We start from the raw sequence: 15,851 nt of genomic DNA, 5'->3' as shown, positions 1-15,851 counted from the left end.
TTAATCACCAATAATTCTAATTAACCCTCTAATATAAACATTAAACTCTAAAAAAAAGAGAGCGAATTTTTAGAAACACACTAGTAAAGCGCAAATATTTGTCCTCTTAGATCTATGACTTAAACAACGTAAGTCCCTTGGGTTTACGACTTAAAGCGTGCCATAGCGTTTATCAACTCAGAAGACTGGGATTCAGTTTCTTGAATAGTTACAGCTAAAGATTGAGTTTGAGTTACCGTACCGGAAGCCATCTCATCAATCTCTACAATCTCTTGATTCATCTGTATTGCAGTGCTCGACTGCTGCGTGATAGTAGAGGAAATATCGACCATGTGCTGTTCAAGTTGCTCCATAGAAGTAAGAATAGTTTCAAACTCTGGAATAACTGCAAGTGTCGCAGCCTTGTTAGATTTTGTTTCTTCTAACCCTTGGTTCATTACGCCAACTGCATCTTTAGCCGTATTTTGCAGCTCAGCAACAATATCGTGAATTTGAGTCGTTGAAGTCTGAGTTCTAGAAGCCAAGTTACGTACTTCGTCAGCGACAACAGCAAAACCACGCCCTTGCTCGCCCGCTCTTGCTGCTTCAATAGCCGCATTTAACGCTAATAGATTAGTCTGCTCAGCGATTGCACCGATAACATTAACAACTTCACCTATTTTGCTAGTATCTTGCTCCAATGCCGCCACTACGTCCGTCGCCTGTTGGATCTGATCAGCTAAAATACCCATCCTGTCATTAACTGTTTCAATATTAGCGACCCCACTTGCAACCCCCTGCTTAGTTTCAGATGCGATAGCAGAGATATCTTGTGCACGACCAGCAACATGTTCACTAGTCTGCGCCATTTCCACAGATGCACTAGCTACATTCGCTAGCTGTGCTTTTTGTTGACCAACGATGGCATTAGTTTCTGCAGTTGACTGTAAGCTATTTCGAGAGTTCTGGTAGAATTTATTCGCTAATGAACTTGATTCATTAACCATCACCTGGATTTTACTCACAAAATCATTAAACGCTTCCGAGAGCTTGCCGAGTTCATCCTTTCTATTAATGTTTAACCTACGGGTTAGATCTGCATCTCCTTGGCTTATTGAATGCATCGCCTGCTGTAACTGTTGCAAAGGTTTAAGTTGCCATTTGATCAATAGCCACATAAATAACGCTATCACACAGCTGAATATAACTGAGTGCAAAATATTGTCTCTTACTGCATCGTCAACGGGGGCTATAATAGCGCTTTCTGGCAACATAACTGCGACATTCCAATGCACCTCAGGGAGTGCACGCTCATAAGGTTGCAAAAATACCCGGTACTGCTGATTATTCCACTGCACGATATGTTCTTTATCGTTTCTAGCGTTATAAGCCTGCCACATAGTGCCGAATCCTTCAGCACCATGTTGTTTATAATTTTCATCTATCGCGGCCATGTCTAACGTACTCAATCCATTAGACATCATCTGATTGACCATATCAGGGAAGTTAACCAGTAAGCCACTGTCACTTACAACAAATACAGCAAGTCCTGGATATACACTCTGCAGTGCGGCAAACTCTCGATTCACTTGCTCCAAATCCAAATCTAATCCTACGGTACCAATTAGATTACGCTGTTGGTCATATGCTGGTGCTCTAAAGGTTAAAAGAATTTCACCATCGGCATCTAAGTAGGGATCATTGACATAGTGATTCATCTGACTTAGAAACTCTTGCCAAAAAGGTCGCTGATTTATGTAGTAATCGGGATCTTTGTTTTTACTGTCATGATCAAAATACTCCCAGGTAGCAGTCGTTGTAAAAAATAAGCTAACCAAAGATGTGTCTGATCTAATTAGCGACTGAAAATAATCACTAACTGGGGCCAACATCTCATGTTCTTCATATTTCAAGCCACGATCTTGTATCGATTTAATCGCTGCGGTGGTATTTGGATGAGTAAAAACCGCATCTAGTTGGTTGGTGCGCGAATACAACATATGATCGATCTTACCGGTCAATTGCTGTAATACCCTTTCAACTTCTTCATTTAATGCGACCGCAGACTCTTGGCGTACCTGATAGCTTTTTAGAATAGAACTACCGAGTGTTATCAAAGTTAAAGTAAACAGTAGACCTGCAATGAATTGCCTTACCATACTCTGTTGAAGAAAAGCCATTTAACCCGATCTCCGTTATTATAATTGTGATTTTACGTTACAGTGCCTTAGGAGTTGAACAGCAAAATAGGCTGCCAAAATACAGATATAATAATCTTATGCCAATCAGTATATGAAGTTGATCTACGCAGAATGCTTTTTGCAAACTAATTCAATGCGAGTAATGACATAATACTTATTCTCATATGAATTTATTCAACGCAATAGTAGGTAGCAAAAACACTCCTTACTGGCGAGTTTTGCAGTTCTGATACAGCGTTAATTAACTTAAACCTAGTTCTACTATGCCCTTCATTCATTAACTTTCTTCAAAACCGTTAAACTCTCGCTGAGCGATCAAATCTTTATACTGGTTGGTATTATTCCTAAGCGATAACCTTGGTATGATTTTGTAGCATAAGCACAAAACATCATTCACATACAATATACACTCTACCGTTGTACGTTACTAGCGACAAAAAACCTATACCCTTGAATTAAAATCAATATTTAATAATGACAACTAAACATTTATCAACTTTTAGTACGCCATAATGGCTAAAAGGTAGCGTTGCTCTCTAAGTATGATAGGTATAATCAGCGTGATATAACGCAGCAATCTGAGTAAATCATTGTATCTATTGGTATTGATATTAGAAGCTTTAGTGCCAGTCTTAGAGAGGGAATGCTATATGACCGAAATTCAGTTTGTTACTCCCATAAAAAAGCCGCTCTAAAGAGCGGCTTTTAATAAAACTAGGTTATTACCAACCCGTTTTAGTACGTAAAGCTTTACCGATGTCAGCAAGAGAGCGCACAGTAGTTACGCCTGCAGCTTCTAGAGCTGCAAACTTATCTTCCGCAGTACCTTTACCACCAGCGATAATTGCCCCCGCATGACCCATACGCTTGCCTTCCGGTGCAGTTACACCAGCAATGTATGAAACAACAGGCTTAGTTACGTTAGCTTTAATGTATTCAGCCGCTTCTTCTTCAGCAGTACCACCAATTTCACCAATCATCACGATTGCTTCAGTTTGTGGATCGTTTTGGAACATTTCCAATACGTCGATGAAGTTAGTACCAGGGATAGGGTCACCACCAATACCTACACAAGTAGATTGGCCAAAACCTTCATCAGTCGTTTGCTTAACTGCTTCGTACGTTAATGTACCAGAACGTGAAACAATACCGACTTTACCAGGCTTGTGGATATGACCAGGCATGATACCAATCTTACACTCACCAGGAGTGATAACACCTGGACAGTTAGGACCGATCATACGCACGCCAGTCTCTTCAAGCTTAACTTTAACTTGAAGCATATCTAACGTTGGGATCCCTTCAGTAATACAAACGATTAGCTCAATGCCACCGTCGATTGCTTCTAGGATTGCATCTTTACAGAAAGGTGCAGGCACGTAGATAACAGTAGCAGTAGCGCCAGTTGCAGCGACAGCATCTTTAACAGTATTAAATACTGGAAGACCTAAATGAACTTGTCCGCCTTTTCCTGGAGATACACCACCAACCATCTGAGTACCGTAAGCGATAGCTTGCTCAGAGTGGAAAGTACCTTGACCGCCAGTGAAACCCTGACAGATTACTTTAGTCTCTTTATTGATTAATACAGACATTATTTGCTCTCCGCAGCTTTAACGACTTGCTCAGCTGCATCAGTAAGACTTGTAGCAGCAATGATGTCTAGATCAGAGTTAGCAAGAACTTCACGACCAAGATCAGCGTTAGTACCTTCAAGACGAACAACAACAGGTACTTCAACGCCAACTTCTTTAACAGCGCCAATGATGCCTTCAGCAATCATGTCACAACGAACGATACCGCCAAAGATGTTCACAAGAACAGCTTTAACGTTTGAGTCAGACAAGATAATCTTGAATGCTTCAGCAACACGTTCTTTAGTCGCTCCGCCGCCAACATCTAGGAAGTTAGCTGGCTTGCCACCATGTAGGTTTACGATATCCATCGTACCCATTGCTAGGCCTGCACCGTTAACCATGCAGCCAACGTTTCCGTCTAGTGCTACGTAGTTAAGCTCAAACTTAGCCGCGTGAGCTTCACGAGCATCATCTTGTGATGGATCGTGCATTTCACGGATTTTAGGTTGGCGGAAAAGTGCGTTACCGTCGATACCGATCTTGCCATCAAGACAGTGAATGTTACCTTCGTCTGTGATTACAAGCGGGTTGATTTCAAGCAGTGCGAAATCATGATCTTCAAACATTTTCGCTAAGCCCATAAAGACCTTAGTGAACTGCTTCATTTGAGTTGGAGTTAGACCCAACTTAAAACCAAGATCACGAGCCTGGTATGGCTGTGGACCTGTTAGCGGGTCAATAATTGCTTTGTGAATGAGCTCTGGCGTTTCTTCTGCCACAGTTTCAATTTCAACGCCGCCTTCAGTTGATGCCATAAACACAACACGTTGTGTAGCACGGTCAACAACAGCACCTAAGTACAATTCATTTGCAATGTCAGTACAGCTTTCTACTAAGATTTTAGCAACTGGCTGACCCTTCTCATCAGTTTGGTAAGTCACTAAGTTCTTACCTAACCAATTTTCAGCAAACGCTCTTATCTCTTCTTTATCGCCAGTGACTTTAACGCCACCTGCTTTACCACGGCCGCCTGCGTGTACTTGACACTTAACAACCCACATATCACCGCCAATATGGCCTGCAGCTTCAACAGCTTCTTGAGCTGTATCACATGCAAAACCTTCTGACACTGGTAAACCATATTCGGCAAATAAAGATTTTGCCTGATACTCATGCAAATTCATGATGATCTATCCATTATACTTCTTGTCAATTTTTCAACAGGCCCTATTGGGCCTGCAACGAGGGTATTGTCTGCCTTAACCTTAAAGGTCAAGTAACAGACGAGTTGGGTCTTCTAGGAAGTCTTTAATAGCAACCAAATAACCAACCGACTCACGACCATCTACGATACGGTGGTCGTAAGAGAGTGCGAGGTACATCATAGGCAGGATTTCAACCTGACCATTAACTGCCATTGGGCGATCTTTGATGGCATGCATGCCTAAAATCGCGCTTTGTGGCAGGTTCAAAATTGGGGTAGACATCAATGAACCGAATACACCACCGTTAGTCACAGTAAAGTTACCGCCAGTCATGTCAGCAACGGTTAATTTACCGTCACGTCCTTTAAGTGCAAGCTCACGAACATTACGCTCGATATCAGCTAGACTCATCTTATCGGTATCACGCAGAACTGGAGTCACAAGGCCACGTGGCGTTGAAACAGCAATACTGACATCAAAATAGTTGTGATAAACAATTTCATCGCCGTCAATAGAAGCATTAACTTCTGGGAAGCGTTTAAGCGCTTCTGTCACTGCTTTAACATAGAAAGACATAAAGCCTAAACGGATACCATGACGCTTCTCAAAAATCTCTTGATACTGCTTACGGATATCCATAATTGGCTTCATGTTAACTTCGTTAAACGTGGTTAGCATGGCAGTAGAGTTTTTAGCTTCTAGTAGGCGATTAGCAATCGTCTTGCGAAGGCGTGTCATTGGTACACGCTTCTCGCTACGATCAGCAAGCGGCGCAGCTACCGCAGCTGGAGCGCTTGCAGGCGCTGGCGCGGCTTTAGCATTCTTAACGAAAGCTTCAACGTCTTCTTTAGTAATGCGTCCGCCAACACCTGTTCCTTTAACCGCGGCAGCATCAACATTATGCTCAGCGATTAAACGACGCACTGATGGGCTTAGCGCATCACTTGTCTCTTCAGCTTCTGCTGGAGTTGCCGCTTCTGCTTCAGCTTTAGTTACTTCTTGACCAGCAACTGCGCCAGCAACAAAGTTAGCGATAACCGCTTCACCTAAAACAGTCTCGCCCTCTTCCGCAAGGAATTCAGCAATTTGACCATCTTCAGGTGCAACAACTTCAAGTACTACTTTATCAGTTTCAATATCAACAAGGATTTGATCACGAGAAACTTGCTCGCCAGCTTGAACATGCCAAGTAGCAATAGTTGCATCAGCAACAGATTCTGGCAGAACGGGTACCTTAATTTCGATACTCATGGATAACGATCCTTTTTATATAATGTCTATTACTACAGCTTTAATGCGCTGCTAATTAACGATTCTTGTTGCTGAGCGTGCAATGCAGGGTAACCACATGCTGGCGCAGCTGAAGCTTCACGACCGGCATAACTCAATTGAGCTCCTGCTGGGATAACGCTCCAGAAGTGATGTTGGCTACAATACCAAGCACCCTGATTTTGTGGCTCTTCTTGGCACCAAACAAAATCTTTAACGTGAGCATAGTCAGCAAGTGCTGCGGCAGCTTCTTCATGTGGGAACGGGTAAAGCTGCTCCACACGAATAAGTGCGACGTTATCTTGACCTTCTTTGCGACGACGCTCTAGTAGCTCAAAGTAAACCTTACCGCTACAGAACACGACTCTTTCGACTTTACTCGCGTCAAGTTCATCTATTTCACCGATAACATTCTGGAATGTACCTTCAGCAAGCTCTTCCATGCTTGAAACGGCTAATGGATGACGCAGCAATGATTTAGGTGACATAACGACAAGTGGGCGACGCATTGGACGAACAACTTGGCGACGCAACATGTGGTAAACCTGTGCCGGTGTCGATGGCACACAAACCTGCATATTGTGATTCGCACAAAGCTGTAGGAAACGCTCTAGACGTGCACTTGAATGCTCTGGTCCCTGACCTTCATAACCATGAGGCAGCAACATAGTCAGACCACATAAACGGCCCCACTTTTGCTCACCAGATGATAAGAACTGATCAATAACGACCTGGGCACAGTTAGCAAAATCACCAAACTGCGCTTCCCAAAGTGTGAGTCCACCAGGTTCTGCAGTGGCGTAACCATATTCAAATGCAAGTACTGATGCTTCAGATAGAACAGAGTCGGTAAGGTCGATTGGACCTTGGTTATCAGCAATATTACGCAGTGGCATGTATGCCGTTGCGTCATTTTGATTATGCAGTACAGCATGACGATGGAAGAAAGTACCACGGCCTGAATCTTGGCCGGTAATGCGGATACGTTTCTTATCTTCAAGAATTGACGCGTAAGCTAATGTCTCAGCAAAACCCCAATCTAACAATTTCTCACCTGAAGCCATCAATAAACGATCTTTATAGATCTTGGCAACACGAGATTGCAGCTTATGGCTTTCAGGAACATAGCTGATTTTTTCTGCTAGGTTCTTGATTCTGTCCATCGACATATGCGCGTCGTAGTCATCATTCCACTCTGCGCCAATGTAAGGTGTCCAATCAACAGAATGTAACGTCATAGGACGCCACTCTTTGACGACACAATCACCATCATCTAACGCGTCACGGTAAGCATTTACCATAGAGGTTACGTCATCCGCACCCATTGCGTTTTCGGCAATAAGTTTGTCGGCGTAAATCTTTCTTGGTGTTGGATGCTTCTTAATTTTTGCATACATCAGTGGCTGAGTTGCACTCGGCTCATCCGCTTCGTTATGACCATGACGGCGATAACAAACCAGATCAATGACCACATCACGCTTAAATTCGTTACGGTAATCAACAGCAAGTTGTGACACGAAAGCAACCGCTTCAGGGTCGTCAGCATTCACGTGGAAAATTGGCGCCTGTACCATCTTAGCGATATCGGTACAATATTCCGTAGAACGTACATCTTCAGTTAGGTTAGTCGTGAAACCAACTTGGTTGTTGACAACGATACGAATTGAACCGCCAACCTTGAAGCCACGAGTTTGCGACATGTTAAAGGTTTCTTGAACGATACCTTGACCCGTAATCGCTGAATCACCATGAATGGTAATTGGCATCACTTGCAGGCCAGTATCACATTGGCGTCGATCTAAACGAGCGCGTACAGAGCCAATAACCACTGGATTGACGATCTCTAAGTGAGATGGGTTAAAAGCAAGTGCAAGATGGACATTCCCGCCTGGTGTTTCAAAGTCAGATGAAAAACCTTGGTGATACTTTACATCACCACTACCGTTAAGCTCATCACTGTGCTTACCAGCAAATTCATCAAACAATTCCGACGGTTTCTTACCAAGAATGTTAACTAATACGTTAAGTCTACCGCGATGCGCCATACCGATAACCACTTCTTTGGTACCAGCATCACCCGCACGATAAATAATTTCACGCATCATAGGTACAAGCGCATCACCACCTTCAAGTGAGAAACGTTTTGCACCTGGGAACTTAGCACCAAGGTATTTTTCCATACCTTCTGCGGCATTAAGCCCTTCTAGAATTCGAGTTTTATCAGTTTTTGAGTAGTTGGCAGCACCTAAAGATGGCTCAAGACGTTGCTGGATCCAACGCTTTTCATCTGTATCGGTAATGTGCATATACTCAGCGCCAATCGAGCCACAGTATGTTGCTTTCAGCGCTTTTACCAGATCAACTAACTTCATGGTGTCGCCACCATGTGCAAATGAACCGGTATTAAATTCACGCTGCATATCATCGCTATCTAGACCATGGAAAGCAGGGTCTAATTCAGAAACGGTATCGCGTTTCCAAATGTCTAGCGGATCCAAGCTCGCGTTCTGGTGACCACGAAAACGGTGCGCGTTAATTAGCTGTAGGACTTTAACTTGTTTTGCATCGACTTCATGATCGGTCACTTTTGGTGAGCCTTTCTGACGTCCGTCTAATGCAAGACTACGAAAATAGTCACGTACTTTAGAGTGGGCAGCTTCAGGCACTTCACTAGAGGTACCATTCACTAGAGGGAGGTTATCAAACACGACTCGCCAGTCTTCTGTTACTGACTGTGGGTCATCTTGATAGGCTTCATACATCTCTTCTACATAGGTCGAATTCGCGCCATTAAGATGAGACGATTCGAGCCAGGCTTTCATGATGCCTTGGTGCATTTCTATTCCTTTCAAACTTATACACGTGCTTAGCCAAAGTCATAAATACAGATAGTTCGAGCAAACCCAAATTGTCTGTAATCTCTGTAGCCCCTAGAGTTCCAGATTATCTTTATATTGTCTTCCGTGACACAAAAAGAGTCACTTCCAATAAAGAAAGTGACTCTCATAGAGCTATATCAATATCGGCTCTTTATACTGCATTAAATGGCTCTCTTCAGAAGCATAGACTTGATGTGTCCAATTGCTTTTGTCGGATTCAGCCCTTTAGGACAAACGTCAACACAGTTCATGATGCCATGGCAGCGGAATACACTGTATGCATCATCAAGCTCTGACAAACGCTCTTCAGTCGCGGTGTCGCGGCTGTCGATCAAGAAGCGGTATGCGTGTAGCAAGCCACTTGGACCGATGAACTTATCAGGGTTCCACCAGAATGACGGACAAGCTGTAGAACAACATGCACACATAATACACTCATAGAGTCCATCTAAATGCTCACGCTCTTCAGGAGATTGCAGATGTTCACGCGCAGGCGTTTTTTCATCATTAATCAAATACGGCTTAATCTTTTCATACTGAGTGTAGAACTGAGTTAAGTCGACGATTAAGTCGCGCACTACAGGCATACCTGGTAGCGGGCGGATCTCTATCTTCTTGTTCTTGAAGGTAGAAACAGGCGTGATACACGCTAATCCATTTTTACCATTCATATTGACACCGTCACTACCACACACACCTTCACGGCATGAACGTCTAAATGACAATGTTGAATCTAACTCTTTCAGCTTCATCAATGCATCAAGGACCATCATATCGGTACCTTCATCCACTTCTAAAGTGTAATCCTTCATGTATGGCTTAGTATCTACATCAGGATTGTAGCGATAAACTGCAAATTCCAATTTCATCGTCGCGACTCCTTAGTAAGTACGTTTGATAGGCGGGAATGCATCACGAAGCTTAGGCTCCATGTTCACATCACGCTTAGTCATTAGCTCGGTAACTGGGTCATATACGCTGTGGCATAACCAGTTTTCATCATCACGGTCTAAGAAATCTTCACGTGAATGCGCACCACGACTTTCCGTACGGAAGTTAGCTGCGGTTGCAGTTGCAATCGCTGTGGCCATCAAATTATCAAGCTCTAAACATTCGATACGTTGAGTATTAAACTCAGATGAATTGTCAGACAGCTTGGCATTCTCTAAACGGGTACGAATTGCTTTAAGCTCTTTAAGGCCTTCAGCCATTGCGTCACCACTTCTAAATACAGAGAAGTTAAGCTGCATACAAAGTTGTAGATCTTTACGGATAACCGCAGGATCTTCACCGTCTTTGTTGCTTTCCCAACGATTCAAGCGAGCTAGCGATGATTCGATATCAGCATCTGAAGCATCTTTAGGATTAGGTGTTGCATCAAGTGCTTTACCTAAGTGTTGACCCGCTGCTCGCCCAAATACCACTAAATCGAGTAGTGAGTTACCACCTAGACGGTTAGCGCCGTGCACTGACACACAAGCAATCTCACCCACAGCGAATAAACCAACGATATCTTCTTCAGTGCCGTCGTCATTTTGACGAAGAACCTGACCACTTACTTTAGCTGGCAAGCCACCCATCATATAGTGACAAGTCGGTAATACTGGAATTGGACCATCAGCAGGATCGATATGGGCGAATGTACGAGACAATTCACAAACACCTGGAAGACGCGCTTCAAGGGTTTCTTTACCTAAGTGATCAAGTTTTAGTAAACAGTGCGGACCTAATGGACCGTCAAGACCACGACCTTCGCGGATTTCAGTCATCATTGAACGTGCTACCACGTCACGAGATGCCAAATCTTTAGCGTTTGGAGCATAACGTTCCATGAAGCGCTCGCCGTCTTTGTTCAGCAGGTATCCGCCTTCACCACGACAACCTTCAGTCACAAGAACACCCGCTCCAGCAATACCTGTTGGGTGGAACTGCCACATTTCCATGTCTTGCATTTGAACGCCAGCGCGCATCGCCATACCCACACCGTCACCAGTGTTAATATGTGCGTTAGTGGTAGATGCGTAAATACGCCCTGCTCCACCAGTCGCTAGGATGGTTGCCTTGGCTTTAAAGTAAACGATTTCGCCAGTTTCAATTTCGATTGCAGTACAACCGACGATGACACCGTCTTCGTTTTTAACTAAATCGAGTGCGTACCACTCTGAGAAAACTTCAGTCTTATGTTTAACATTTTGCTGGTATAAGCAATGAAGAAGCGCGTGACCAGTACGGTCAGCCGCTGCTGCGGTACGTGCAGCTTGCTCGCCACCAAAGTTTTTAGACTGGCCGCCGAATGGGCGTTGGTAAATAGTACCGTTTTCAAATCGAGAGAAAGGTAGACCCATTTGCTCAAGTTCGATGACCGCTTCCGGTCCGGTTTTACACATAAATTCGATAGCTTCTTGGTCACCGATAAAATCAGAACCTTTCACAGTATCGTACATGTGCTGTTCCCAGTGATCTTCATGGGCATTACCCAGCGCTACGGTAATACCACCCTGCGCAGATACTGTATGAGAACGAGTAGGGAAAACTTTAGATAACAGCGCGCAGCTCTTACCTTCTTTAGAAATTTGTAGTGCCGCGCGCATACCTGCGCCACCAGCGCCGATAACAACCGCGTCAAATTCGCGAACTGGAATACCCACTTAAACACCCCACACTATCAAAATGCCTGCTGCCAAATAAGAGAAGGCTGCTACGACAAAAACAAACTGAAGTACACCACGTAGAGACACACACTTAACGTAATCGGTAAGTACCTGCCAAATACCAATCCATGAATGGACTAGAATCGCAACCAGTGCGAGAAGTGTGAAGACTTTCATTGGCAGAGCACTGAACAACCCGTGCCATGCATCATAAGTCAGTGGAGAGCTACATGCGATAAAACCAACCATAAAAATAGTGTAACAGGCTAGAATTACTGCACTTGCACGTATAAGAATAAAGTCATGGACACCGCTGCGACCAAGACTTGCTGCATTTGTTACCATACCCAAATCCCCGCAATGATTGAAAACACTACTGACAATGCAATAGCGACTTTAGCTGAAGTTAATCCTGAAGAGAGTTCTTCCCAGTAACCGGCATCCATCACTAAGTGGCGCAAACCCACTATCAAGTGATAACCCAGTGCAGTAAGAATTCCCCAAACGATAAACTTAACGATAAAGCTATCAAAAAGAGATTGGACGCCAGCAAAACTTTCCGCGGATGCTAATGACTCATTAAGCAACCAGATAAGGATACCGACAGCAAACAACATAATAACGCCCGATACACGATGTAGGATGGACGCGATGGCCGTTGCAGGAAACTTTACAGTCTGCAGATCTAAATGGACAGGTCTTTGCTTTTTCACGTTCTGCTCACTCTGCTCAATTGAGCTAATTTTTGTTATACGAACCGCTTTTGCTTGGATCTTCATCCGTGAACTAGGTCACAGTTTACGCCCTTCACAAAAGAAAACTTTAAACAAACATTTAACAGTTTAGTGAGCACTAATTAAGTATGTAAAAAAGTGATAACTATTCGCTAATGTCTGCAGCTCATCTGAGCCGCAGCAAGTATACGTGGGTGAAATGTCAAATACAAACATCACATTATGGAAATATAGTTTTTTTGGTAAAAAAATCTGCCAAGTGGCTGTTGCAACAAGTGGTTACACTTGGATAAGACCATGGTCTAAGAAATTTAAACGCTTATTTAAATTGAAATGTGACCCAGATCCACTGTAAAGTATTGGCGTTTGATAAGCCGCACTCAATAAGAATGAAGTAAGGAGAATGGGGTATGGCTGAAAATATAGCCAAGTTAGAGCTACCAGGGAATGATTCAATCGATCTGCCGATCAAAAAAGGAACGGCAGGATTTGATGTAATTGACATCAGTAAACTAGGTAGTAAGGGGCACTTTACCTTCGATCCAGGATTTCTCGCGACAGCCTCCTGTGAATCAGCAATTACTTATATCGACGGCGCACAAGGGATCCTGCTTCACCGCGGTTACCCAATTGGCGAGTTGGCCGTGGACTCTGATTATTTAGATCTATGCTATTTGTTGCTTTACGGAGAGCTTCCGAATAAAGCACAGTACGAATCATTCGTACATATGGTTAAGAACCACACTATGGTGAATGAGCAACTTGCAGCCTTCTTTAGAGGTTTCAGACGTGATGCTCACCCAATGGCAATGCTATGTGGTGTTACTGGTGCCCTATCGGCATTCTACCAAGACTCTTTGGATGTGAATGACGAACGTCACCGTGAAATCGCAGCCTTCCGTTTGGTCTCTAAGATGCCGACTATTGCTGCAATGTGTTACAAGTACTCAATTGGTCAACCATTTGTCTACCCACGTAACGACCTAAGTTACGCTGGTAACTTCCTAAGCATGATGTTTGCTGTGCCGTGTGAAGAGTACAAAGTTAACCCAATCGTTGAACGTGCTATGGATCGTATCTTCATCCTACATGCCGATCACGAACAAAATGCATCAACGTCAACTGTTCGTTTAGCAGGTTCATCTGGGGCTAACCCATTTGCTTGTATCGCTGCGGGTATTGCGTCTCTTTGGGGACCAGCTCATGGTGGCGCAAATGAAGCTTGTTTAAACATGCTTGAAGAGATTGGCAGTGTTGATCGCATTCCTGAGTTTATTGCACGTGCAAAGGATAAAGAAGATCCTTTCCGTCTAATGGGCTTCGGACACCGTGTTTACAAAAACTTCGACCCTCGTGCAAAAGTAATGCGCGAAACATGTCATGAAGTGCTTGCTGAGCTAAACGTCAATGATCCGCTGTTAGATGTTGCAATGGAACTTGAACGTATTGCACTAGAAGACGAGTATTTCGTCTCTAAGAAACTTTATCCAAATGTTGATTTCTACTCAGGGATCATCATGAAGGCTATTGGTATTCCAACTAGCATGTTCACAGTACTATTCGCCCTAGCGCGCACAGTCGGTTGGATTGCTCACTGGAAAGAGATGCTCGACCAGCCTGGTCACAAGATCAGCCGTCCTCGTCAGCTATACACTGGTGATGCAGAACGTAGCTTTATCGCTAAAGACAAACGCGGCTAATAACTCTGGTTTGAGTTATTAACCCTAAAAGGCACTCATCGAGTGCCTTTTTTATTGCCAGACATAGCATGTTCACCCAGTTATAGTTCGCCCTAGCGCGCACAGTAGGTTGGATTGCACATTGGCAAGAGATGCTAGATCAGCCTGGTCACAAGATCAGCCGTCCGCGTCAGTTATACACTGGTGATGCAGAACGTCTTCTCATCATGGAAAGTGTTGCTAAAAACAAACGCGGTTAATCAGCTAGTTTCTTAATAGGAAAAGGCACTCATCGAGTGCCTTTTTTATTGCATGACATAGCATGTCCACCCCGTTATGGTTCGCCCGCCGAGCATCAGTGGTTACGATAAGCGGCGGTGGCGGTGCTGCTGCTGCTGAACAGGATATTTGCATGTATTGACGCATAGAAATGAACGGTTGACCGCTGGTGCAGACGCGACTATCTCTCTTCACTCAGCACTCAGCACTCAGCACTAACTATAAAAGTTAACTCTGAACACTTATTCTTGATGGTAGAGCGCATATTTCAGAATATAAATCTGCTCAACGACTCGGTTTTCGATACTAAGAATAACCGAGTCGTCGGACAGGCTGCAGTATTTCTAGCTTTTTAGATATACAATCTCGTGTAAACTGCTTTCGTTATAAACCTTGGTTTTATTATTCCGAGTAACAGTTAACACCTCTTCACCAATATAACGATATACATCTTCACCCGGTAGCAACTTGCCCTCTTCTATCATCACAATATCAGCAAGCTTAACGTTTAAGGTGAAGCTTACATCGTCCTTTGTCCCAGATAAGGTGAACTCTTTTGCAAATGTATAACCCATCGTTTCATCAGTCATTGTTGCGTTTACTTCGCCATCAAAACTAACAGGGTTGTCTCCATCTCTTGCATCTGTAGGAGTCATTAACAAGCTATCTTCGGTGGTCACCAAAGCAATGGGCATACCGACAGTATCATCGTCATTCATAAACATCGCATAGTCGATAGATATGTCAGGAGTATGAACTTTACCCCAGTACCAGTTTTTGAAAGTACCCGCTAGATTTTTATCCCCCCAATTATGATCGTGGTAACCCACACCTTTAACCTTAGTGGTTTGACCATCTTTGTAGATCTCCCCTTCGATAACGCCAGAAGGCACTGCAACCGTCCAAGGTAACGGGAATGGGACACCCTCGGTAGTAAACGGATGATTCTTTTTGCTTAGGCGAAGCTTTGCTCCATATCCCTCAATCAAAGTATAGATTTCATAATAGTCACCACAGTCACGGCAATACTCCTCGCCAAAGGTAACATCACATTTGTCGTAACTAGTTGTCACTTCACCTTCAGAATAGATCGTCATTTTCCAAATATCGGGCTTACCTTGAGGGTATATGTTCAACCTTACTGAAGGCGCTCGAGGCTTAAGTCTCGTATCGTTAAGTGAGTACATCACCACGATGTGGTCACCATTATCAAGATGCGCATCGAAATACCACCACTCAAAATGTTCTTCCCTGTTCGAAATTGGAAAGTCGATATGTGTTGCATCAGCTTTAACATAATTATTCATTTTTATGCCTCTTATAGTTAAAAAGTAGATAAATATACAATTTGAAAAAGTCCGAATACGCTTGAGAGATAGGCTTCTTTCACAGGAATAA

General features: G+C 43.6%; 11 protein-coding genes. 1 reads left to right on the top strand and 10 read right to left on the bottom strand.

Going from position 1 to position 15,851, the window contains the following annotated elements; translation table 11 throughout:
* Window positions 1–143: 143 nt before the first annotated feature.
* The 9 genes from AB4135_RS14275 to sdhC form a co-directional block, all read right to left on the bottom strand.
* Window positions 144–2,159 (bottom strand): methyl-accepting chemotaxis protein, encoded by a 2,016-nt coding sequence (locus tag AB4135_RS14275; protein WP_371993884.1) that lies wholly within the window; start codon window positions 2,157–2,159, stop codon window positions 144–146.
* Between the two features lie 743 nt (window positions 2,160–2,902).
* Window positions 2,903–3,775, bottom strand: a complete 873-nt coding sequence (sucD, locus tag AB4135_RS14270; RefSeq protein ID WP_371993882.1) for a succinate--CoA ligase subunit alpha — start codon at window positions 3,773–3,775, stop codon at window positions 2,903–2,905.
* The gene (sucC, locus tag AB4135_RS14265; RefSeq protein WP_020913026.1) at window positions 3,775–4,941 is read right to left on the bottom strand and encodes an ADP-forming succinate--CoA ligase subunit beta; all 1,167 of its coding nucleotides are present in this window, start codon (window positions 4,939–4,941) and stop codon (window positions 3,775–3,777) included. Before sucC ends, sucD begins: the two co-directional genes overlap by 1 nt.
* A gap of 81 nt (window positions 4,942–5,022) precedes the next feature.
* Complete coding sequence (gene odhB, locus AB4135_RS14260) at window positions 5,023–6,213, bottom strand: 2-oxoglutarate dehydrogenase complex dihydrolipoyllysine-residue succinyltransferase (protein WP_371993880.1); 1,191 nt, start codon at window positions 6,211–6,213, stop codon at window positions 5,023–5,025.
* 32 nt (window positions 6,214–6,245) lie between these two features.
* Entirely contained in the window at window positions 6,246–9,068 is a 2,823-nt protein-coding gene (gene sucA / locus AB4135_RS14255; protein ID WP_371993878.1) for a 2-oxoglutarate dehydrogenase E1 component, read from the bottom strand.
* Window positions 9,069–9,271: 203 nt separating this feature from the next.
* Window positions 9,272–9,979 carry a succinate dehydrogenase iron-sulfur subunit gene (locus AB4135_RS14250; RefSeq protein WP_371993876.1) on the bottom strand — a complete coding sequence of 236 codons (708 nt, stop codon included), beginning with the start codon at window positions 9,977–9,979 and terminating at the stop codon, window positions 9,272–9,274.
* 12 nt (window positions 9,980–9,991) lie between these two features.
* Window positions 9,992–11,758, bottom strand: a complete 1,767-nt coding sequence (sdhA, locus tag AB4135_RS14245) for a succinate dehydrogenase flavoprotein subunit (RefSeq protein ID WP_371993874.1) — start codon at window positions 11,756–11,758, stop codon at window positions 9,992–9,994.
* Entirely contained in the window at window positions 11,759–12,106 is a 348-nt protein-coding gene (gene sdhD / locus AB4135_RS14240; protein ID WP_220737526.1) for a succinate dehydrogenase, hydrophobic membrane anchor protein, read from the bottom strand.
* Entirely contained in the window at window positions 12,100–12,495 is a 396-nt protein-coding gene (sdhC, locus tag AB4135_RS14235) for a succinate dehydrogenase cytochrome b556 subunit (protein WP_220737543.1), read from the bottom strand. The genes sdhD and sdhC overlap by 7 nt, the downstream gene beginning before the upstream one ends.
* Before the next feature lie 410 nt (window positions 12,496–12,905).
* Between sdhC and AB4135_RS14230 the strand changes: the two genes are divergently transcribed.
* Entirely contained in the window at window positions 12,906–14,195 is a 1,290-nt protein-coding gene (locus AB4135_RS14230; protein WP_371993872.1) for a citrate synthase, read from the top strand.
* A 602-nt stretch (window positions 14,196–14,797) separates the two neighbouring features.
* Here AB4135_RS14230 and AB4135_RS14225 read toward each other — a convergent pair.
* On the bottom strand, window positions 14,798–15,760 hold the full coding sequence (locus AB4135_RS14225) for a hypothetical protein (protein WP_371993871.1): 963 nt from the start codon (window positions 15,758–15,760) through the stop codon (window positions 14,798–14,800).
* Between the last annotated feature and the right edge of the window lie 91 nt (window positions 15,761–15,851).

Origin of the sequence: Shewanella sp. 10N.286.54.B9 (assembly GCF_041468565.1) — a bacterium.
Lineage (GTDB): Bacteria > Pseudomonadota > Gammaproteobacteria > Enterobacterales > Shewanellaceae > Shewanella.
The sequence above is the reverse complement of the archived record's forward strand: the minus strand, read 5'-3'. Positions and strand labels throughout refer to the sequence as shown.